Origin of the sequence: Nissabacter sp. SGAir0207 (genome assembly GCF_005491205.1) — a bacterium.
Lineage (GTDB): Bacteria > Pseudomonadota > Gammaproteobacteria > Enterobacterales > Enterobacteriaceae > Chimaeribacter.
Genome location: NZ_CP028035.1, coordinates 2,577,855 through 2,598,481, shown reverse-complemented (window position 1 = coordinate 2,598,481; position 20,627 = coordinate 2,577,855). Strand labels below are relative to the sequence as shown.

Annotated in this window: 17 protein-coding genes; 7 read left to right on the top strand and 10 right to left on the bottom strand. The window is 57.6% G+C overall.

The genetic code is table 11. The features are described from left to right. Nucleotides 1-9 precede the first annotated feature (9 nt). Complete coding sequence (locus C1N62_RS11425) at nt 10-2,070, top strand: capsular polysaccharide biosynthesis protein (protein ID WP_137763748.1); 2,061 nt, start codon at nt 10-12, stop codon at nt 2,068-2,070. Between the two features lie 91 nt (nt 2,071-2,161). Then, nucleotides 2,162-3,430, top strand: coding sequence for a capsule biosynthesis protein (locus tag C1N62_RS11420; RefSeq protein ID WP_137763747.1), 1,269 nt, complete (start codon nt 2,162-2,164; stop codon nt 3,428-3,430). Between the two features lie 43 nt (nt 3,431-3,473). Here C1N62_RS11420 and C1N62_RS23525 read toward each other — a convergent pair whose 3' ends face one another. From C1N62_RS23525 to rhtA, 7 genes are all read right to left on the bottom strand, one after another. After that, a complete protein-coding gene (locus C1N62_RS23525; RefSeq protein WP_305036961.1) occupies nt 3,474-4,214 on the bottom strand; it encodes a CatB-related O-acetyltransferase in 741 nt (246 codons plus the stop codon). After that, nucleotides 4,211-7,732, bottom strand: coding sequence for an HAD-IA family hydrolase (locus C1N62_RS23520; RefSeq protein ID WP_137763746.1), 3,522 nt, complete (start codon nt 7,730-7,732; stop codon nt 4,211-4,213). The genes C1N62_RS23525 and C1N62_RS23520 overlap by 4 nt, the downstream gene beginning before the upstream one ends. A 103-nt stretch (nt 7,733-7,835) precedes the next feature. Further along, entirely contained in the window at nt 7,836-8,501 is a 666-nt protein-coding gene (locus tag C1N62_RS11405) for an ABC transporter ATP-binding protein (protein ID WP_137763745.1), read from the bottom strand. Next, complete coding sequence (locus C1N62_RS11400; protein ID WP_137763744.1) at nt 8,498-9,274, bottom strand: ABC transporter permease; 777 nt, start codon at nt 9,272-9,274, stop codon at nt 8,498-8,500. The genes C1N62_RS11405 and C1N62_RS11400 overlap by 4 nt, the downstream gene beginning before the upstream one ends. Nucleotides 9,275-9,791: 517 nt before the next feature. Further along, on the bottom strand, nt 9,792-10,295 hold the full coding sequence (gene dps / locus C1N62_RS11395; RefSeq protein ID WP_137763743.1) for a DNA starvation/stationary phase protection protein Dps: 504 nt from the start codon (nt 10,293-10,295) through the stop codon (nt 9,792-9,794). Between the two features lie 443 nt (nt 10,296-10,738). Further along, the gene (tam, locus tag C1N62_RS11390) at nt 10,739-11,515 is read right to left on the bottom strand and encodes a trans-aconitate 2-methyltransferase (RefSeq protein WP_137763742.1); all 777 of its coding nucleotides are present in this window, start codon (nt 11,513-11,515) and stop codon (nt 10,739-10,741) included. 52 nt (nt 11,516-11,567) lie between these two features. After that, the gene (gene rhtA / locus C1N62_RS11385; RefSeq protein ID WP_240775778.1) at nt 11,568-12,371 is read right to left on the bottom strand and encodes a threonine/homoserine exporter RhtA; all 804 of its coding nucleotides are present in this window, start codon (nt 12,369-12,371) and stop codon (nt 11,568-11,570) included. Between the two features lie 442 nt (nt 12,372-12,813). On the opposite strand from rhtA, the gene ompX reads away from it, so the two are divergent. After that, a complete protein-coding gene (gene ompX / locus C1N62_RS11380) occupies nt 12,814-13,347 on the top strand; it encodes an outer membrane protein OmpX (RefSeq protein WP_137763740.1) in 534 nt (177 codons plus the stop codon). A 77-nt stretch (nt 13,348-13,424) separates the two neighbouring features. Here the strand turns inward: ompX and C1N62_RS11375 are convergent, their stop codons facing one another. Genes C1N62_RS11375 through C1N62_RS11365 form a run of 3 tightly spaced genes read right to left on the bottom strand, consistent with a single transcriptional unit; the run spans nt 13,425 to nt 15,426 of the window. Further along, nucleotides 13,425-14,183, bottom strand: coding sequence for a molybdopterin-dependent oxidoreductase (locus C1N62_RS11375; RefSeq protein WP_137763739.1), 759 nt, complete (start codon nt 14,181-14,183; stop codon nt 13,425-13,427). Continuing rightward, nucleotides 14,176-14,787 carry a cytochrome b/b6 domain-containing protein gene (locus tag C1N62_RS11370; RefSeq protein ID WP_137763738.1) on the bottom strand — a complete coding sequence of 204 codons (612 nt, stop codon included), beginning with the start codon at nt 14,785-14,787 and terminating at the stop codon, nt 14,176-14,178. The genes C1N62_RS11375 and C1N62_RS11370 overlap by 8 nt, the downstream gene beginning before the upstream one ends. An 18-nt stretch (nt 14,788-14,805) precedes the next feature. Then, the gene (locus C1N62_RS11365) at nt 14,806-15,426 is read right to left on the bottom strand and encodes a hypothetical protein (protein WP_137763737.1); all 621 of its coding nucleotides are present in this window, start codon (nt 15,424-15,426) and stop codon (nt 14,806-14,808) included. A 160-nt stretch (nt 15,427-15,586) separates the two neighbouring features. On the opposite strand from C1N62_RS11365, the gene C1N62_RS11360 reads away from it, so the two are divergent. The 4 genes from C1N62_RS11360 (at nt 15,587) to C1N62_RS11345 (ending at nt 20,614) form a co-directional block, all read left to right on the top strand. Then, the gene (locus C1N62_RS11360) at nt 15,587-16,258 is read left to right on the top strand and encodes a heavy metal response regulator transcription factor (RefSeq protein ID WP_137763736.1); all 672 of its coding nucleotides are present in this window, start codon (nt 15,587-15,589) and stop codon (nt 16,256-16,258) included. After that, nucleotides 16,255-17,658 carry a heavy metal sensor histidine kinase gene (locus C1N62_RS11355; RefSeq protein WP_137763735.1) on the top strand — a complete coding sequence of 468 codons (1,404 nt, stop codon included), beginning with the start codon at nt 16,255-16,257 and terminating at the stop codon, nt 17,656-17,658. The genes C1N62_RS11360 and C1N62_RS11355 overlap by 4 nt, the downstream gene beginning before the upstream one ends. A 117-nt stretch (nt 17,659-17,775) precedes the next feature. Further along, on the top strand, nt 17,776-19,425 hold the full coding sequence (gene eptB / locus C1N62_RS11350; protein ID WP_137763734.1) for a kdo(2)-lipid A phosphoethanolamine 7''-transferase: 1,650 nt from the start codon (nt 17,776-17,778) through the stop codon (nt 19,423-19,425). A gap of 79 nt (nt 19,426-19,504) precedes the next feature. Continuing rightward, the gene (locus tag C1N62_RS11345; RefSeq protein ID WP_137763733.1) at nt 19,505-20,614 is read left to right on the top strand and encodes an endonuclease/exonuclease/phosphatase family protein; all 1,110 of its coding nucleotides are present in this window, start codon (nt 19,505-19,507) and stop codon (nt 20,612-20,614) included. The last annotated feature ends 13 nt before the right edge of the window (nt 20,615-20,627 follow it).

Here is a 20,627-nt window from a genome sequence, read left to right as displayed (position 1 = left end):
GGAGAGGGGATGATCGGCATCTTTTCAGCAGGCATTGCGCGTATTCCCCATCTTGCACAGCTCCTGCCGGAAGGGGTCGTCAGGCTGGCATCCTACCGACGGCTCCCGGATCAGGTCAGCGCGATTGCGGTTTGGGGGCATCGCCCCAGTGGGAACAGGGCAGTGGCGGTGGCACGCCGCCGAGGGGTGCCGGTCTGGCGGCTTGAGGATGGGTTTATTCGCTCACTCGGCTTGGGCGTGGCCGGCAGCCCGCCCTGCGCCATTGTAGTGGATCAGGCAGGCATCTATTACGATGCCGCCCAGCCCAGCACACTGGAATATCTGATTCAGGACCGGGCAGGCAATGCGCCGCTCTATCCGCAGGCCAGCCGGGCCATCGACACCATTACCCGGCTTGACCTCTCCAAATACAATCAGGCACCCCCTTATCATGGCCCGATACCGGCCGGCGAAACGGTGCTGGTGGTCGATCAGACCTTTGGCGACCAAGCGGTCAGCCACGGTGGGGCAGGGCCGGGCGATTTTGTTCGGATGCTGGAGACGGCGCTGGCAGAGAATCCCGATGCGACAGTGTGGGTCAAAGTGCACCCTGATGTGCTGCACGGCAAAAAAGCGGGGTATCTGGCTGACGCTGCCCGTAAGGCGGCTGAACGGCACCCGCGCGTCACGCTGCTAACTTGCAACGCCAGCCCCTACTCGCTGCTTCAGCACGTCAGTCGGGTTTATGCGGTGACCTCCCAGTATGGATTTGAGGCGTTGATGGCCGGTAAGGCGGTAACCTGTTTCGGTTTGCCCTGGTATGCCGGTTGGGGCCTGACGGACGATCGTCATGCTGATGCCCCTACGCTGGCTGCTCGCCGTGGCCGGGCCTCCCTGTTCGATCTTTTTGCAGCTGCCTATCTGCGTTATAGCCGCTACCTCGATCCGCAAAGCGGTAAGGCAGGCACGCTGGATGACTTACTGACGTGGCTGGACATGGCCCGGAATCATTGCCGTGAACGGCAAGGGACGCTGGCGGCACCCAGTTTGTCAATGTGGAAACGGGCCATCTTGTCACCCTTTTTAAAGACGCTGGATAACCGGGTGCGGTTCAGTAGCGCAATCAACGATGCCACTGCCGGGGTCGTGTGGGGCATTAAAGGGGAACGGCAATGGCAACAGGCCGGTTACGACCCGGCGCTGCCGGTCTGGCGAATGGAGGATGGCTTCCTGCGATCTGCCGGCTTAGGCTCCCATCTGCACCCGCCTTTGTCGCTGGTGCTGGACAAACGCGGCATCTATTACGACGCAACCCGGCCCAGTGATTTAGAGATGCTGCTTAACGACGATACGCTGACTGACTGCCAGCGTGCGCGGGCAGCCGCGCTCCGCCAACGTCTGTTGGCGGCACGGCTAAGTAAATATAACCTCGGGGCCGCGTTCTCGCGGCCGGTTGCCGCCGCCGGAAAACGGCTACTGCTGGTGCCGGGGCAGGTGGAGGACGACGCCTCTATTCTGACCGGTACCCTGGGGATCCGCAGCAATAGTGCGTTACTACAGACGGTGCGAGAGCGCCACCCGGACGCCTATATCCTCTATAAACCGCACCCGGATGTACTGGCCGGTAACCGTAAAGGGGCGATAGCTGCGCAGGATGTGGCGCGCTGGGCTAATGAAACCGTGCTGGATGCCGATATCATCCACTGTATCCGGGCTGCGGATGAGATCCATACGCTGACATCGCTGGCAGGGTTTGAAGCCCTGATGCACGGTAAACCAGTGACGTGCTATGGCGTTCCCTTCTATGCCGGGTGGGGGTTAACGCAGGATGAGTACCCCTGTTCGCGGCGGACGCGTGAAATTACGCTGGATGAGTTGGTGTATCAGGCTCTGATCCGCTACCCCAGTTATATTCACCCGGTGTCCGGTAAACCTATTACCGTAGAAGCCGCCGTGAGTTATCTGGAAACGCTTCCCCGTGGAGAGATGTTTATTGCAAAAAGAAAATTCAGCAGCGTTATTAACAACTATAAAAAGATAAAAATGCTGATTAAAGTCAAATTAAATTTTAATGCTGCCCAACACCTTTAATTAATCTGGCCATGCCGGCGATGCAATCGTGTTAAAGGCATGAATAAGAATTGAGGCCCGTAAACTGGCCCAGCTTTTCACGTTGGTGTATATGGAAAATAGCGCCCTTTCATTATTACTCTCTGGTAAGAAATACCTGTTGCTGCAAGGCCCGATGGGGCCTTTTTTCAGTGATGTCGCGCAGTGGTTGGAAACTCACGGACGCGAGACCGTAAATGTCGTCTTTAATGGGGGCGACCAATTTTATTGCCGCCATCGCACGGTACTGCCTTATCACGCCACGCCAAAAGCGTTTCCCGGCTGGTTAAAAGAGCTTTATCGCCACTATGAGTTCGACACCATCCTCTGCTTTGGTGATTGCCGCCCGCTGCACCGTGAAGCCAAACGCTGGGCGCAGGCAAAAGGGATACGTTTTCTGGCCTTTGAAGAGGGCTATCTCCGGCCACATTTCATTACCGTGGAACAGGGGGGCGTCAATGCTTTTTCTGGGTTACCGCGTGAAAGTGAATTTTATCGGCAATTACCGGCACAGGAGGCGATGGATATTACCCCGCTTTCCCCCTCATTTTCGCTGAGAGTAGGGCACGCCATCACCTATTATTTAATGGGAAGCTGGCATCGTCGGCAATTTGCACAATATCGGCACCACAAATCTTTCTCCCCAGTGTATGAGGCGCGCTGCTGGATCAGGGCGGCCTGCCGTAAATATTGGTATGGGTTACGCCAGCGGAATATGATGCCCCGGCTGCGAACGGCGCTCGATCAACGTTACTACCTGGTTATTTTGCAGGTTTATAATGACAGCCAGATCCGCCACCATAGCCCGTATCAGGACGTCCGTGATTATATTAACGATGTGATCTACTCCTTCGCCAAAAAAGCCCCGGCAGATCAATCCCTGGTGATAAAACACCATCCGATGGATCGCGGCCACCGGCTTTATAGCCCGCTAATTCGCCGCCTGAGTGAACAGCACAAGGTCAGCCAGCGGGTATTTTACGTCCACGATCTGCCGATGCCTGAGTTGCTGAATCATGCCCGAGGAGTGGTAACCATCAACAGTACTGCCGGGATTTCAGCCTTAGTGCATAACAAGCCGCTCAAGGTGATGGGCCGGGCGCTGTATGATATACGCGGGCTGACGTTTCAGGGACATCTACACCAGTTTTGGGGATCGGATTTCAAGCCAGATATGAAACTATTCCAGCAGTTCCGCACCTATCTACTGAATACCACCCAAATCAATGCGGTTTATTATGGGGAGAATCATCACTTTCAATCTGATGAGGAAGGGGTATCAAGGCAAGATACACGCTGGGCAGGTAGGGCAGATAAAATGGGGAAAACACTTCGGCCTTGAGGAAATACATACCGGGCAGCGGTATACCGCTGCCCGGCCAGTTTTAAGTCACGTCTTTCCAGGTAATGATATCTGGGGTAAAGGGAGTGAGTTTTCCTGAAGCCTTTAACGTTTCAAGACGGCTAAGCGTAGCTTCTACGTTTGTCCAATCCAACTCGTCAATATTACGAATATCATAATCCCACCAACACAATGCCTGCAGGCGGGCAATCACATCGGGCGCAAAACGATATTTTATAATACGTGCAGGAGTTCCGCCGACCACAGCATAAGGCGGAACATCACGGGTGATGACTGCGCGTGAAGCAATAATTGCCCCATCGCCAATCTTACAACCACGGCGAATAAATACACCTTCGCCTATCCAGACATCATTACCAATGGTATTACGGCCTTCATTACTGCCTTCCAGACGGAAAACATCCGCTGCTTTCTTTATCGTACCGGCCTGATGACGATAAAATGACATTGTCTCAGGATGTCGTTTCCAATACCGGGTGGTATAAAACATCGGCGAGGTAGACAAATAGCCGGTCGGATGTTCACTCTCACCTACAGTAAGGCGCCGTGCAATGGAGCAATAGCGCCCGATACGGTCGGTTGCCATGATCAAAGCATCTTCACCAACATAACTATAAGCGCCAAAAGAGCGGACATCATAATGTCCGCGGGCCAGCCAGATAGGTGATTCAAACGTCATGTCTGCTGGACGAATTAGCTTTGTCTCATCTGGCGAAACAATATCAATATGATGCCGGGCCAATTCCAGGAAAGGCGTGGTCATGAGTGGTTATATCCTTTTAAATAACGCTTACCCAGCTTACGTACCAATGGGTTTTTGGCATCGTTAAAGAAAAGATGCGGCTTATGTTCAAATTTATATTTTTTCTTCTCAGACAACGTTTTTAGCATGACCCAACGAATGAGATGGTGTGAAACGCTACGTTGTGCTGGGGGCGCATAATTATGACTAAGGATGTCAGTGGGTGCAGGCTCTGCGGCCAGGAGTTTTGCTGCTGCAGGTTTCGCCGCAGGTTTCGCTACAGGTTTCGGTGCACGTTTAGGTGCAGGCTCAGGAGCCTGTTTAGCGGATTGATCTTGTAACAGAACCTCCCGGCCTTTTTGCCAGACACAAGGCGTCTCTAACGCTTTAAAGTCAGGCAAGATCGTTTTATATGCTGTTCCGCCGTAGGCGTCCTCAAACATCACGCCCGACAGGATAGCCGCATCGCGTGGGTGTGGATTATTAAAGTAATTATCCAAAAGACGTAAGGTTTTATTAGGCTCAATATCCAGCGCGTAAAAGCGTTGGCCAAGGATACCGACCACCTCTGTAATAAACGCGATCGCGCCCTGTTGTACGTTCCGAACGACCTCTTCACGACGTTCTTCAATCGGTGAACGTGCCATAAATACAGGGTAGAGGTTTTGTTGCCAATCCTTTGTCATGCAGACAAAAGAGGTATCTTCGCTGCTGAATAAGGTCTCATATAGAGGCACATGGCGACAGAAGGGATGATAAGTATCATGCCGGTCAATAAACTCAGCCAGATAGCCGCGAATAGGCAGGTTACGCTGTGCTACTCGCTTCAGAGCCTGGCGGAAGGTCATCAGGTAGTACCCGCCAATCTCTTTTTCTCCACCTGATAACTGATGCAGAGACTCCTGCATGGTACCTGCATACCCTATATCAACAATGGCATTTTTGGTCGCACCGTAGATACCGCTCTGCTGCAGATAATCCAGGTAATGAGCACGTTCTTCCGCTGCCGCAGCAAGCAAAATAGGTTGCAGATCGCCGAATAGCGCTTCCAGACGAGGGACATCTCCCGCCGTCAGCGGGGTGTCTGGCAGGTAATTGTGCTTCTTGAGTAGCTCCAGCGGAACCTGATCGATATTGATCCCAAAGCGATGTTTTAGCAGATGGGAGAGTTTGACCCGATGGGCAAAGTCCACATGCAGAAGGTCCAAAACATCACTCATATTCTGAACTTTCGCCAGGTTAACGGCCCGGCGTGAACAGAGTAAATAATGTGAGCGAGGGGCATTAGGATAAAGAGGCGCTACCGCATCGTAGGCTGCCTTCATAATTTTGCCATCGCGTGACAAGAAGTAGAGATCTTCGACACCGTCGCGAATGGCATTTTCTAGCAGCCATTTAGTATAGCCCAGAAGTAATGCACCAAAACCGTAATAACCCAGTTTCCAAGGCGATCCCCCAAATACGGTACCTTTACGATGCGGTAGGTAGGGATTGTCATGCAAGCGGTTACCCGCAATGGAGAGCAGCATACGCCAGTCAAGTGAATGGCGGGCTTCATCACGTGACCAGGGCAACGTATAGTTGCTGTTTGCTTCAAACACGTCAGAGGCTTTTACCAAGTGGAACGGTTTTAACCCACGTGATTTCGCGCGCTTTACATCGGCATCAAGGTTATCACCAATATGCAGGATACGGCTGGGGTCGACCTGTATTTGTTCCAGTACCCGGTCGAATAACACGCCACTGTGTTTTTTCGCGCGATAGGTAGAGGAAACGAACAGGCGTTCGTAACCGGTATAGCCATTCTTCTCCAAGATTTCTGCCAGGAAAGATTCCGGCAGGTACATGTCAGAGATAATGATAATACGCTTGTTCAGGCTCTTGGCTTCTAAAAAGGCTTTGTAACCAGATACGCGGGGATAGAGTAATTCGCGCTCGGCTGACATTTCAGCCTGCATCAGACGGCGCATGACTGTCTCATTCAGCCCCAGGTCTGCTGCTAACACCTGATAAATCTCTTCAAAGGTGACTTCACCTTCGCCACGCTCAATGGCAGCAAGAAATGCTGCTTTTTCTGCGGCACGGCGAGACGCTTTGAAATCCAAAGTGGCGATACCGGTGATATCACGCGCTTCATTGTTAATGAAGGTATAAAGATCGGTCGGCGATTTAAACGGTCGATAAAGTAACGTATCGAAAATATCGAATGAAACGATATCGTGTTTCATAATTTGCTGAGAAAGCTCCTGGCAATGATCCATAGAGGATTCGCCACGAACTTTATTGAAGTACCCCAATGCCTCCAGTAGCTGGCTTTCCCGACGCTCCTCAAGCAGGATCTGACCAACAGGACGGCTGCACCACGGAGAGAATTCTCCAGTGGCCGCGAAATGTGTTAACCACTCTGCATAACGGCCGTCTGCTAAAAAGCTCATTGGACAGTGCTGATGGCGAAGCGTTTCTATCATCAGCGCATCGCGGTTTTGCAACACCGAATTGCCAACTTGGGTCAAAAACGTTTCTAGCGTAGCGGCGGTCGTAAAGGGCGTCAGGTGGCTTTTGCCCAGTGCCAGCAACGGTTTTTGCCAAAATGCTGCCTGGAACCCAATAGAGGAGGAGATAGTAATAACACCATCTACCAAAGGCACCAGGAATTGCGAAACCCACGCGATGTTATCTGTCTCTTTACGGTAAACAAAGTTAGGGAAACGGCTTCGCAAGTAGTTGATGCCTTGCTCAGTTAATACAGCGCTCTGTGCATCGCGGGATTTATAATTCGTGACCAACAGGGCATAGTCGTCGGGCAGGCGCGTTAATATATCAACTAAGATATCAAATTGGCTTCTAGTATTGCCGATAACACTGCTTATCATGAAGTAGTTATCAATTTGCAGTGGTAACAGCACGACTTTTGAAAAACGCTGGGAAATGTCGTCGACAATGCTCTTCACAGGTGATACCGCCTGCAAGAATTGATTTTCCGTCAGCCGTAACTTGTGTAGTGCTTCCGTCTCTTCACTGGAAACCACACTGTCTTCATATTTCTTAGCTGCAGCATGCTCTAATAGCCCGGTGTCCAGAGAGACGAGCTGGCTAAAAGGCGGACGCGAAAAGAAGCCTGGCATTTGGTAAAGAATTTTTGCCTGTGGATAAATTGTCGCCAGGAAATTCGCAGGGCTTTCCCATACAATAATGACATCAGGTGTAAATGCGTCTGGCAGCGCACAGGTCAATAATTCTTCCAGCCTTGCGACTTCACCCTCATGGTAATCATTGACATGGTGACGTTGAGCTCGGGTGAGATAACTTTCACCCTTCATCCATTCAACCGGATCGATCACCGCCAGCGTATCAATATTGCGGGTGTGCCTGTCTTCCAGACATTGACTGGCGATCGGTGTGCCCATCAAAGCGACAACATTCATGCCTGCTTGCTGTAAAGATTTAATCTGCGGCAGGAAAGAGTTGCGCAATGTGGCATAACGAAAAAGTGGGTTACCGAACTCAATAGACGGCTCAAGGTAAAAAAGAATATTCATGTCAAAATACCAGAGTAGTTAACGTTATTAGCTGCATAAGGCAACGTGCATTTAATAAATGAACTTTTATTTGTATCGGCCAAAACAAGTAAGGGAAAAGGGCCTACAGCCCCTCATCCTGCTGGTACACCGTGATGGCCTCATCCACGGTGTCGTAATAGGTCACCTGGTTATCACGGCCGATAAATAGGGCGGCGTCGCAGTATTCACGCAGGCTGTTAAGGCTGTGGGAGACCATCAGAAAACTTGATTCGGCGTGGCGTGCCTTGAAGAGTTCCGCACATTTCTGTTTAAAACGTGCATCGCCTACTGCCGTGACTTCATCTACCAGGTAGTAGTCAAAACGGAAAGCCATGCTCAGGCCAAACCCAAGGCGCGATTTCATGCCGGAGGAGTAGGTCTTGATCGGCATGTCGAAATATTTGCCCAGTTCGGCAAACGCCTCTACAAAGGCCACTTTCTCTTTCAGCTCCGCCGCGGGGGCGTAAAGCCGCGCCACAAATTTTACGTTTTCCCGGCCAGTCAGACTGCCCTGAAAGCCGCCCGCCAGCCCTACCGGCCAGGAGATGCTTTTGCTGGTCACGACCCGGCCGCTGTCCGGACGGTCGATGCCGCCGATCATTCGCAACAGGGTCGATTTCCCGGCGCCGTTGCGGCCTACCAGCGCCACGCTTTTGCCTTCAGGCAGTACCACGTTCAGATCTTTATAGACGTAGTGGCGGCCGGCCGGGGTGCGGTAGGATTTGGTCAGGTTCTCAATGGTGATCATGATGTCAGCATCGCCTCTTCGCGTACCCGGTAGAGCGCAAGCCCAATAAACAGTACCCCTAACGTGCAGATCGCCAGGTAGCCCAGGCTGACGCCATCGCTGATGTAACCTGGCATCACCGCCTGGCGGCACAGTTCGACCACATGCACCAGCGGGTTCCAGAGCAGGTAAGGCCAGTACTCTTTGGGGATGCTGTGCAGCGGAAACATCACGCAGGAGATGAAATAAAGCGGCTTGATCAGAATCGGCAGAAACTTCTCTGTCTCAGGGAAGCTTTTTCCTACCACCATGAAAATCAGTCCGACACCGCTGGCAAACAGCACCAGCAGCAGCCAGACGCAGATCAAGGTGATCAGCTGTGTGATGGCAAACTGCTCGCCTAACAATCCGACGCCCAGCATCAGCACCAGATAGACCACGCCATAAATCACCAGCTCCAGCCCGGCACGCGCAATAATGGTGTCGATCGGTTTGACCGGGCGATAGTTAAACAGCCCTTGGTTGGCCTCTATCGCGCCAATTGAGCGGTTGCTGATGTTGCTGAAAATAAAGAACGGAATGATGCCGTTAATCAGGAATACCGGGAAGGAGATATCGGGCATAGTGCGGTGCATGATATAGCCGAATATCGCCAGCAGAATCACGATATGGGCCGCTGGCTCCAGCGCCGCCCAAAGATACCCCAGGCGATACTTACCGAATCGGGTTTTTATCTCGCGTAAAAAAAGCGCTTTTACCGCGGCTTTTTGTACTTCCAGTCCACTACGGGCCATGAAAAATCCATCAGATAATAAAAGGTGTCCATGCGCTGCCGCGCCCTACTGCAACCCATCAATCTGGGCGACGGGCATAACAGCAACACCGCCATGACAGGGCCGGATAGTGCGCAGCCATGCCGGTCAGAAGATAATAATTTGATTTAAGGTGGTGTAATGCGCAGATAAAGGCACCAAAAGTATGGTTATTTACGCGACGGGATCTGGAAACTGCGGGGCTATTATCCGGCGGGGTTCCATCAATACACCTAAACAAAGTGTGGCGCACGTTACAGGGAACACCGGAAGGGAGTAAAGATGCTTTGCGCTATCAATAATCATAAAATCATTCACCAGCCCTATCAATTTAAGATAAATCTTAGGTTCGGACTAAAATGAACTGTTTTTCATGAGCTTACAGGTAGGCTAGAAAATAAAAAAGGCAACCCTGGGGGTTGCCTCTCTGGCTGGCCTTGCAGGCCATCACGATCAAAGTGCTGTATAACAGCGCCGTGGCGCGGCGCCGGGGCAGGACTTACTCGATATTCGATTCAATGAACCACAGGAATTTGTCCAGGTCGCGGGAGGCCGCTGTCAGGATGTCCGCGGTGTCTTCGTCTTGTACCTGCGTAATCGCTTTGCGGGTTTCATTCGCGGTCACGGCATAACGATCCGCCAGCGCTTTGACGTGCTCCTGCACGCTGTGGATATTGGTCGGGTAGCTTTTCAGCGGGGTCTGGTCATTGACCACCTGCACGGTGCCCAGTGCCACGCCGCCCAGCTGCACCACACGCTCTGCCATGGTGTCCTGATGGTCAGTGATAGTGGTACGGAAGCCATCCAGCATCTCATGCACGCCGATGAAGTTGCCGCCGCGCATGTTCCAGTGCGCCTGTTTGGTGATCAGTGACAGATCAATGAATTGCGCGACCAGACGGTTTAGCACTCTGATGGTTTCCAGTTTGACGTTCTCGTCCACATCATTGCGCGTATAGAGGAGCTCAGAAGAATTGGTTTTTACCAGTTTAGCGGTACTCATGTCATTATCCTCTTGATTGTCGGTTGCTGACTCAATAGGGATTAAGTATAGCAGCCTTTCCCGATTCTGCCGGAAATGTCAGGTCAGCGTTGAAATAGTCCCTGACGGCAGTTCCCTTCCCGGCGTGAGTAATTTTTACGGCAGTGCCGTGTTGCTATAAATAAACCTAAGGGCGATGGCGGATGAATTCAAGGCCATATCGGTAACTTTTTTATAGTTGGTTGATTTACAATAAAATTTATAGGGTTTTTACAGGGTTGGTGATTATTCAGCGGTGAGGAATGAGAATGAGAATCCGCTATTTTAGGATTTCTCTTGCTTAGCAATGGGCTTATTGTGGCATGAAAAATAAATTCACTGATCTGTAACAAAAGATAACGTGTTTACGGCCAGAAAATTGGCCCGGCGGGGCGCGGTAAATAAACGCCAGGCCGGGCAGGGGGTTATATTTTTTTGCGCGCAACGATAAACAGCCGCGGGAAGGCCAGAAGCACCCGGCCATCACGGCGGGTTGGGTAGGCAAGATCAATCTCCGACTGGTAGTGCTGGAGGAAGGTCTCCTGATCCACCTTATTGAGCGGCGCAAGGAAGGGGCGCAGGCCGGTGGCGCGCACCCACTCCACCACCGACGCCGGGCTGGGCAGGCTGTGGAAATAGGTAGTGCGCCAGATATCCACGCTCTCCGCCTCCGGGGCCAGCAGGTCATAGTACTCGCCCGCGCTCAGGATCTTCACCCGCCCGGCCGCTTCCGGGCCAATCTTTTCCCGCCATGCATCCCGCGCTGCCACTTCACGCATCAGGCGATGGGTCGGCTCCTCGCGGTTGTCCGGCATCTGGATCGCCAGTGAGCCGCCGGGCGCCAGCAGCCCCATCAGCCGTGGCAGCAGGCGGGCGTGGTCATCCAGCCACTGTAGCGAGGCGTTGGCGTAGAGCAGATCCTGCGCCTGCGCTGGCTGCCAGGTGGCAATGTCCGCCTGCTCAAACTGGCAGCCCGGCAGCCGGGTGCGGGCGCTCTCCAGCATGGTGCCGGAGTTGTCGATGCCCGTGATGGCGGCGTGGGGGTAGCGCTGCTTCAGCAGCTCGGTCGAGTTGGCTGGCCCGCAGCCCAGATCGGTGATGTGTTGCGCTGGCTGGCGGGCCACCCGCGCCAGCAACTCCTGCGCTGGCCGGGTGCGTTCTGCTTCAAACTGGCGGTAAAGCTCGGGGTTCCACTCCTGCATTTGGGTTCTCCTCGGCGGGATGCCTGTTCCACGCCTTTCAGTATAGAGCGCCTCAGTGCGCCCGCTTCACCGTCATGGTGGCACCGGCAGAGGCGACAATAATGGCGCTCAGCGCCAGCCACTGCACCAGCGTCAGGTGCTCATTCAAAAACAGGATGCCGGAGAGGGCGGCCATCGCGGGTTCCAGGCTCATCAGGGTGCCGAAGGTGCGCGCTGGCAGTTTGGTCAGCGCCACGATCTCGAGTGAGTAGGGCAGTGCGCTGGAGAGGATGGCGATGGCCAGCGCCACCGGCAGCAGGGCCGGGGCGAACAGCACGGTGCCCGCCTGCATCACGCCGATCGGGCAGTAGATCAGCGCGCCAATCAGGGAGCCAGCGGCGACGGTGGCCGGGCCGTTCTGGCTACCCGCCCGCTGGCCGGAGAGGATATAGATGGCCCAGCAGCCGCCGGCACCCAGCGCATAGAGCGCGCCTACCGGGTCAATGGTGCTGGCGTCGTGGCCAATCGGCAGCAGGAACCACAGTCCCAACACCGCCAGCGCCACCCAGACGAAATCCACCGGCCGACGGGAGGCGAGCATCGCCAGCAGCAGCGGGCCAGTGAACTCCAGCGCCACCGCCACGCCGAGCGGCACGGTGCGGATCGACTGGTAGAAGAGAAAGTTCATGCTGCCGAGCGCCAATCCATAGACCAGCAGCGGCAGGCGATTGCCCGCGTGGAACTTCATCCGCCACGGTTTGAAAATAGCGACTAGAATCAGTGTGCCCAATCCGAGGCGCAGGGCGGTAATGCCCGATGCGCCGACGATGGGGAACAGGGTTTTGGCCAGCGCCGCGCCGCCCTGGATGGAGGTCATGGCAATCAGCAGCAAACAGACCGATCCCCATACTGGGGCCGGGTTGGAGAGCGGCGGAACAGAGGCGGTGGTCTTCATGGTTTTCCTTATCAGCAGGGGAGCGCCCGTCAATGGGCCAAAACCTGAGTGTAAGGGAGGGGTGAGGGCGCCGGGAAGCGGAAAATCCATGTCTGCGCACCTAAACCGTGGTTCAACAGGACGGTGAAAATCGTGCGAATGGTGACCAAATTTTTAGGATTTTTCTGTATTGGCGAAAAAGTTCAATAAGATTGTCTTATAATCTTCATAAAGGAAAATGCAGTAAAAAGAAGACGATAGGTTGTATTGGAAATTTCCTGTTACACGATATTATGGCTTAGACACCTGAACTCGGGCAGAGTTTCCTACGGATTTTTGTTATATTTTAATCGTGAAGGTACTTAATTTCTCATTTGAGGTGGTTATGAAAAAAATTGCATGTCTTTCCGCTCTGGCTTGTGTACTGGCTGTAGGTGCAACTAACGCTTTCGCTGGCGAAAGCACCGTAACCGCAGGTTACGCGCAGGGCGACCTGCAGGGCGTAGTAAGCAAAGCTAAAGGCTTCAACCTTAAATACCGCTACGAGTTCGACGAGAGCCAACCGCTGGGCGTCATTGGTTCTTTCACCTACCTGGAGCACAACGATGACGTCTCTGGCGCATACCGTAAAGGCCAGTACTACGGCATCACCGCAGGTCCGGCATTCCGCATCAACGACTGGGCCAGCATCTATGGCGTCGTGGGTATGGGCGTAGGCAAATTCCAGAACAACGCCATCAACGCGGCAACCGCTGACGGCCGTGACAAAGAATCCTCCAGCGATGTAGGCATCTCCTACGGCGCAGGTCTGCAGTTCAACCCGATGGAAAACGTCGCGCTGGACTTCTCCTACGAGCAGAGCCGCATCCGCAGCGTCGACGTAGGCACCTGGATCGCAGGCGTCGGTTACCGCTTCTAAGCCATACCGCCTGGCCCCTCAGCCAGGTGTTATGCTGTGTCTATAAAAAATCCGCCCTCGGGCGGATTTTTTTATGCCTAGATGCCGCTGAACCAGTTGTAGCCCTGATCCTCCCAGTAGCCGCCGGGGTTGTCGTTGGTGACGCTGATCGCCGCGATGTGCTTGGCGTTCTTGAAGCCGAGCTTGGTCGGCATCCGTAGCCGCAGCGGGAAGCCATACTCATCCGGCAGCGCCTGCCCATCGAAATCGAGCGCCAGCAGCGTCTGCGGGTGCAGGGCGGTGGCCATGTCGATGCTGGTGTAGTAGCGGTCGGCGCAGTGGAAGCCAACATACTTCGCCCGCGTGTCCGCGCCCACCCGTTGCAGTAGCAGCCGCAACGGCACGCCGCCCCACTGGCCGATGGCGCTCCACCCCTCAATGCAGATCAGCCGGGTGATCTGGCTGGCCTGTGGCATCGCCTGCAACCGTGCCAGCGTCCAGGGCGTTTTGTCCTGCACCCGGCCGCCCACCTCCAGCGTCCAGCTCGCCAGATCGACCGCCGGCACGTTGTACTCCGGGTAGAAGGCGTTGAACGGGAAGGGACGGGTGATCTCCGCTGGCGTGTAGGTCTGCGCCAGCTTCTGGCCGTGGAACAGCCACGCCTGCACCCGGTCATTCCAGCGCGACATCGCCCACAGCACCTTGTCGACGCTGTCGCCATCCTGCAAGTTGCAGCCGCTCAGCAGCGACACCGCACCGAGCGTCAGGCCGCCGCGCAGGAGCATACGGCGTTGCAGGTTGACCAACTGCTTGCGCTGGTCTGGCTCCAGCACCAGCCGCGTGCGCTTCTTACTCATCACTCATCTCCTTGCCGCCGGTGATCATGGCCGGCAGGGTTTTCGGCACCAGCAGCACCATCAGCACATGGATCACCACAAACAGCAGCACGCCGCTCATGGCGAAGAAGTGGACGTAGCGCGCCACCGCGAACCCGCCCATCAGCGCCACCAGCCCGCTAAGCTGCACCGGTTTCCAGATCGCCAGCCCCGAGAGCACCAGCAGCGCGCCCAGCAGCAGCACGCCGAGGTACATCGCCTTCTGCACCGCGTTGTAGTGCCCCAGCCGGTGCGGCAGGCGCAGCGTCACCGCGCGCCACGTGTCCTGCCAGATGGCGCGCGGCGAGAGCGGCAACAGTGTGCGCCGCAGGTGGCCGCTGGCCATGCCCCACAGCAGGTAAACCAGCGCGTTGGCCGCCAGCAGCCACATCACCGCCAAGTGCCAGGCGATGGCACCGCCCAGCCAGCCGCCCAGCGTCGTGCCGGGCGGGAAGGTGAAACCAAACAGTGGCGAGGCGTTGTAGATGCCCCAGCCGCTCATCACCATGGCGACCATCACCGCCACGTTGAGCCAGTGGCAGAGGCGTACCGGCCACGGGTGGGCCGGTCGGGAAGATCGGGTCATGATGCCCTCCTTGCGCCATTACATCGGCGGTACGATGCCATCCTTGCCCACGGAGATGCCGCGTGCCGCCAGCGAGCCATCGGCCTGCTTGTTGGCGAACAGCACCACGTGCGCCCCCGGCGTCAGCAGGCTGCGGTCGCCCGGCGCCAGCGTCACCACCGGCACGTCATCCGGCACGATCACCGTCTTCTGCTGGTCATGGTACTTCACGGTCAGGGTGCGGCCATTGGACTCCACCAGCTTGCCGACGGTGCCGTTGGTCATGGTGTTGACCTTGCCATCCGCTGACTCAAACGGGTTGAAGCCCTCGCCGGAGCCGCGCAGGCTCGGCGCGAACACATGCACCTCCAGCGCCTTCAGGGTGCCGTCCGGTTGTGGCGCGGCGGCGGTGCCGATGAAGCTGTCAGGTTTGATGTCGCTGATCTTGCCGGTGGCGACGCTGTTGATTCGGGTCTGGTCGGTCAGGCCGACCTCCACTTTCGCGCCGCGGCGGTCGGTCAGGGTCAGGCTGTGGTCAGTCACCTGATCCAGGGTACCGCGCATCGGCTTGATGATGTCGCCCGCCGGGGCGGCGTGGGCCGCGCCGCTCAGGGCGAGGGCGGCAATCAGGGTAGTGGCGAGACGGGACAGGGTACGCATGGGATTCTCCTTGGCAAAGGCAGCCGGCGGCTGCGGGTTGACCTGCCTACTGTGGCCGGAAAACCGGCACAGTGGGATGACCGTTGGATGACAATAATGTCATCAAAGCCGCTGGGCGAAACTGATAGACTCCAGTGATTAACCAGTGGGTGTGAATACGATGCGATTATTGGTTGTGGAAGATGACGCCAGCACCGGCGACTACCTGAAGAAGGGGCTGACCGAGGCCGGCTACTGTGTGGATCTGGCGCGCAACGGCACCGACGGGCTGTTTCTGGCGCTGGAGCAGGCGTATGACGCCATCGTGCTAGACGTGATGCTGCCGGGGCTGAATGGCTGGCAGTTGATGGAGGTACTGCGCAAAAAGCAGGAGACGCCGGTGCTGTTCCTCACCGCGCGCGATGACGTGCAGGATCGTATCCGTGGGCTGGAGCTGGGCGCGGATGACTATCTGGTCAAGCCCTTCTCCTTTACCGAACTGCTGCTGCGCCTGCGCACCTTGCTGCGGCGGGGCGCGGTGCGCGAGGCGGACGCCTACCAGCTCGCCGACCTGCATGTGGACGTGCTGCGTCGGCGGGTGACGCGGCGCGAGCAGCCGATCCTGCTGACCAACAAGGAGTTCATGCTGCTGCACCTGCTGCTGCGCCGCGAGGGCGAGGTGCTGTCACGCACGCTGATCGCCTCACAGGTGTGGGACATGAACTTTGACAGCGACACCAACGTGGTGGACGTGGCGATCAAGCGGCTGCGCGCCAAGATCGACCGCGACTATGAGCCGAAGCTGATCCACACGGTGCGCGGCATCGGCTACGTCTGCGAGATCCGGCCATGAGGCGGCCGGTCTCCCTGACGCTGCGCAGCACGCTGCTGTTCGCGCTGGTGGCCTCGCTGGTGCTGAGCGCGGTCGGCGTCTGGCTCTACAGTGAGATGGCGCAACAGCTGGCGCGCCGCAGCGAGTATCAGGTGATAGGGCGGGTGCAGTACTTCCGCCACCTGCTGGCGGATGACTTCTTGCTGTCGCAGTTGCGCCACAACCCCGGCCTGTTTGAGAACATGCTCGGCAACGAGCACGACATCCTGCGCTTTAAGCTGCACGACGGCGAGACGCTGGTGGATGTCAACTCCGCCCGGCTGGTGCTGCCGCCAGTGGCGGCGCTGCCGGCCAGCCAGCCATTGACACTGGCGGCGGCCCACGCCAGCGAGACGCCAGCCGGGGTGCCGCTGCGCTACGTGGTGGCGCAGGTGCGGTTGATGGATGGCCGCCTGCTGGAGATCACCGCCGCCCATGTGATGACCAACGAGCAGCACCTGCTGGCCGCCTTCCGCTGGTCGCTGGTGGGCGCGGTGGCGGTGGCCTTTTTGCTGATCGCGCTGCTCGGCTATCTGGTGTTGCGGCGCGGGCTGCGGCCGCTGCGTCGGCTGGCGCGCGAGGTGGCGGCGATCCACCCGGCCAGCCTCAGCACCCGTCTGGATGAGGCCGGGATGCCGCGCGAGCTGCATTTGATGACCGGCGCCCTCAACGCGATGCTGGCGCGGCTGGCGGAGGGCTACCAGCGGCTGACGCAGTTCTCCGCCGATCTGGCCCATGAGATCCGCACCCCGGTCAACGCGCTGATGGGCCACTGCCAGGTGGCGCTCTACCAGCCGCGCAGCGTCGCGGAGTACCAGACGCTGCTGGAGAGCAACATGGAGGAGCTGGAGCGCATCTCACGCATGGTGGAGAACATCCTGTTTCTGGCGCGCGCCAGCCACGCGCAGGCACTGCCGACGCCCGCGGCGCTGTCGCTGGCACAGGAGGCGCAGCGCATCTGCGACTACTTCGAGGGGCTGGCCGCCGAGCGCGACATGACGCTCCAGTGGCGCGGCGCAGGCGAGATCCGCGCCGATGGCCTGATGGTGCAGCGCGCCCTGAGCAATCTGGTGGCCAACGCCATCCGCTATGGTGAGGCGGGCGAGATTCTGCTGACCATTGAGCCGCAGGCGGGCGGGGTGGCGCTGCACGTCGATAACCCCGGCGCGCCCATTCCACCGGCGCAGCAGGCGCGGCTGTTTGACCGCTTCTACCGCGCCGATGCCGCGCGCAGCGACGGCCACGCCAATGGGCTGGGGCTGGCCATCGTGCGCGCCATCATGGATCTGCACCACGGCCATGTCACCACCGACTGCCGCCAGCCGGGACGGGTGCGCTTTACCCTCTGGTTCCCCAGTGGGGAGGGGTTAAGAATCCACTGAATTTTCAAGTGAGTGCGGCGGGTGAGTTGGTAAAAATGGGCGGTATGTCATATACCTTTAACATTACTGCCACGTGCGGGGTAACCAAAACAATTATCACTCGCCAGCCAGGTCACTATGCAACGTTTCAGACTCCTTTCACCACAGCAAGTGATGCTGTTTATCGCCATCTATGTCGGGGTGTTCCTTAACGCCCCGGTCTTCTACCGCCGCTTTATGCGCGAGCCGCATGATGGCCTGCTGATGCTGGCCGCCGAGATGCTGGCCGCCTTCTCGCTGGTCTACTTTCTCTGCCTGCTCGCCTCGCTGGGCGGCCGCTGGCTGTTCCGCCTCTTGATCAGCATCATGGTGCTCTGCTCGGCGGCGGCCAGCTACTACATGGCGATTTTCAACGTCGATATTGGCTACGGCATTTTGGCGGCGGTGATGACCACCGATCTGGATCTGTCGAAAGCCTCCATCGGCTACCACTTTATTTTGTGGATTGTGCTGGCTGGCCTGCCGCCGCTGGCGGCGCTGTGGCTCAACGTCGTGCCGTCGGCGGGGCCGGGCCGTCGGCAGTGGCTGCGCAAGGGCGGCGTACTGCTGGCGGCGGCGCTCGGCTGCTGGCTGCCGCTCAAGCTGATGGGCGAGGTGCGGGTGATTGATGGCGGCAACCCGCAACTGGCCGAGCAGTATGATGATACCGTTGCCAGCACCTATCTGCCCTCCAACTGGCTATCGGCGCTGGGGCTGTTCGCCTACAGCGCCTACACCCAGCCGGAGGAGATCGCCAACCTGTTCGACCCGGCCAAACACTTCACCTACATGCCGCCGCAGGACGTGGATGACATCGACGTGGTGTTTGTGATTGGTGAGAGCGCACGCCGCGACCACTTCGGCCTCTATGGCTATGGGCGCGACACCACGCCCAACCTGTCAAAAGAGAAGAATCTGGTGGCGCTGAATGGCACCTCCTGTGACACCTCCACCAAGCTGTCGCTGCGCTGTATGTTCGTGCGCCCCGGCGGCACCACCGACGATCCCTCGCGCACCTTGAAGGAGATGAATGTCTTCTCAGTGCTGAAGCAGCAGGGCTTCAGTTCGGAGCTGTTCGCCATGCAGACCGAGGATTGGTTCTACAGCAAGACGCTGGCGGATCGCTATGTGCTGCGTGACAGCATCGAAACGCAGGCGCGCAACGCTGGCAAACCGATCGGCGACATGCTGCTGGTGGGGCAGATGCGCGGCTCGCTCGAGCGCCACCCGCATGGCCGCCACCTGATCATCCTGCACACCAAAGGCTCGCACTACCTCTACTCGGAGCGCTACCCGCGCAGCTTCGCCCGCTGGCAGCCAGAGTGCATGGGCATTGATGAAGCCTGCTCCACCCAGTCGATGATCAATGCCTATGACAACTCGGTGCTCTATACCGACGCCTTCCTGAAGCAGGTGATCGATCAGGTGCGCGATCGCAAGGCGATTGTCTTCTACGCCTCTGACCACGGCGAGTCGATCTCCGACAATATCCACTTCCACAGCACGCCGCGTGACCGCGCGCCGCCGGAGCAGCGGGCGATTCCCATCATGGTGTGGGCCTCCGACACCTTTTTGGCGGATCCGCAGCACCATGCCGCCTTCGCCCAACTGCGCCGCATGGCGGCGGAGCAGCGCCCGGCGTTCCACGGCAAGCTGTTTGACAGCCTGCTGGGCTGCATCGGTTTCAGTTCGCCGGATGGCGGGTTGATCCCGCAGCGCAACTGGTGCCAGACCCCGCCGCCCGACTAAATTTCACGGCAAAGCCGGGCGGAAACCGATAACATGGGTGAATGTTTCAGGGGTCACAACATCAAGGACAAGTTGGGGAATGGAGAGTATGCGGATGCTGTTCAGCGTATTGACGGTGATGTTGACCGTCCTGACGCTGCTGCCGTTTTGGCGTTGCCAGGTGTGGTGGGTACGGATTTGGGACTTCCCACGGTTGCAGATGACCACCATCGCGCTGCTGTTGCTGTGCGGTGAGCTATGGCTGCTGCCCGGCTCCGGTGGGCCGTCGTGGGCTGGCATCTCGAGCGGCGATTTGATCGTGCTGCTGTCGCTGGCCTGCACCCTCTATCAGGCGCACTGGATTATTCCCTACACCCGGCTGTGGCCGGTGCAGGTGAAGCGCTCGCGCCTCAGCGGGCGGCCGACGCTGCGCATCCTGACCGCCAATGTCCTGATGACCAACCGCAACGCCGGTGCGCTGGTGGAGCGGGTGCGCCAGACCCAGCCGGATGTGCTGGTGGCGCTGGAGACCGACCGCTGGTGGGAGCGCCAGTTGGACGCGCTGGCCGACGACTACCCGCACCAGTTGCGCTGCCCGCAGGAGAACCTCTACGGTATGCACGTCTACTCGCGCCTGCCGATGAAGGATGCGCTGGTGCAGTATCTGGTGGCGGATGGCATCCCCTCGATGCACTTCCGCGTGGTGCTGGCGTCCGGCGACGAGGTGGTGATGCACTGCCTGCACCCGATGCCGCCCAGCCCGACCGAGGATGAGGAGTCCACCAACCGCGACGGCGAGCTGGTGGCGGTCGGCCACTGCGCCGCCCGCGCCCGCTACCCGACGGTGGTCACCGGCGATCTGAATGACGTGGCGTGGTCACGCACCACCCGGCTGTTTATGAAGGTGAGCGGGCTGCTCGATCCGCGCCGTGGCCGCGGCATGTTCAATACCTTCCACGCCGGTATCCCCTGCCTGCGCTGGCCGCTCGACCACGTGTTCCACAGCCGCGACTTTACGCTGGTGCGGCTGGAGCGGCTGCCGGACATCGGCTCCGACCACTTCCCGATCCTTGCCGAACTGGCGCTCAACCCGCGCGTCGGCCGCCTGCAACAGCCGATTGGGCTGGAGCCGGGCGACCGGTTGGAGGCGCGGGAGAAGATGGTGTCAGCGGGGATCGTCAGCCGTCAGGTGCACAGCGCGGAGAACTGATCCGCGCCGAAAG

Excerpts from the sequence above, each read along its gene's own strand:
- C1N62_RS11425 (WP_137763748.1), top strand. The coding sequence starts at position 10 with ATGATCGGCATCTTTTCAGCAGGCATTGCGCGTATTCCCCATCTTGCA.
- C1N62_RS11420 (WP_137763747.1), top strand. The coding sequence starts at position 2,162 with ATGGAAAATAGCGCCCTTTCATTATTACTCTCTGGTAAGAAATACCTG.
- C1N62_RS23525 (WP_305036961.1), bottom strand. The coding sequence starts at position 4,214 with ATGACCACGCCTTTCCTGGAATTGGCCCGGCATCATATTGATATTGTT.
- C1N62_RS23520 (WP_137763746.1), bottom strand. The coding sequence starts at position 7,732 with ATGAATATTCTTTTTTACCTTGAGCCGTCTATTGAGTTCGGTAACCCA.
- C1N62_RS11405 (WP_137763745.1), bottom strand. The coding sequence starts at position 8,501 with ATGATCACCATTGAGAACCTGACCAAATCCTACCGCACCCCGGCCGGC.
- C1N62_RS11400 (WP_137763744.1), bottom strand. The coding sequence starts at position 9,274 with ATGGCCCGTAGTGGACTGGAAGTACAAAAAGCCGCGGTAAAAGCGCTT.
- dps (WP_137763743.1), bottom strand. The coding sequence starts at position 10,295 with ATGAGTACCGCTAAACTGGTAAAAACCAATTCTTCTGAGCTCCTCTAT.
- tam (WP_137763742.1), bottom strand. The coding sequence starts at position 11,515 with ATGCAGGAGTGGAACCCCGAGCTTTACCGCCAGTTTGAAGCAGAACGC.
- rhtA (WP_240775778.1), bottom strand. The coding sequence starts at position 12,371 with ATGACCTCCATCCAGGGCGGCGCGGCGCTGGCCAAAACCCTGTTCCCC.
- ompX (WP_137763740.1), top strand. The coding sequence starts at position 12,814 with ATGAAAAAAATTGCATGTCTTTCCGCTCTGGCTTGTGTACTGGCTGTA.
- C1N62_RS11375 (WP_137763739.1), bottom strand. The coding sequence starts at position 14,183 with ATGAGTAAGAAGCGCACGCGGCTGGTGCTGGAGCCAGACCAGCGCAAG.
- C1N62_RS11370 (WP_137763738.1), bottom strand. The coding sequence starts at position 14,787 with ATGACCCGATCTTCCCGACCGGCCCACCCGTGGCCGGTACGCCTCTGC.
- C1N62_RS11365 (WP_137763737.1), bottom strand. The coding sequence starts at position 15,426 with ATGCGTACCCTGTCCCGTCTCGCCACTACCCTGATTGCCGCCCTCGCC.
- C1N62_RS11360 (WP_137763736.1), top strand. The coding sequence starts at position 15,587 with ATGCGATTATTGGTTGTGGAAGATGACGCCAGCACCGGCGACTACCTG.
- C1N62_RS11355 (WP_137763735.1), top strand. The coding sequence starts at position 16,255 with ATGAGGCGGCCGGTCTCCCTGACGCTGCGCAGCACGCTGCTGTTCGCG.
- eptB (WP_137763734.1), top strand. The coding sequence starts at position 17,776 with ATGCAACGTTTCAGACTCCTTTCACCACAGCAAGTGATGCTGTTTATC.
- C1N62_RS11345 (WP_137763733.1), top strand. The coding sequence starts at position 19,505 with ATGGAGAGTATGCGGATGCTGTTCAGCGTATTGACGGTGATGTTGACC.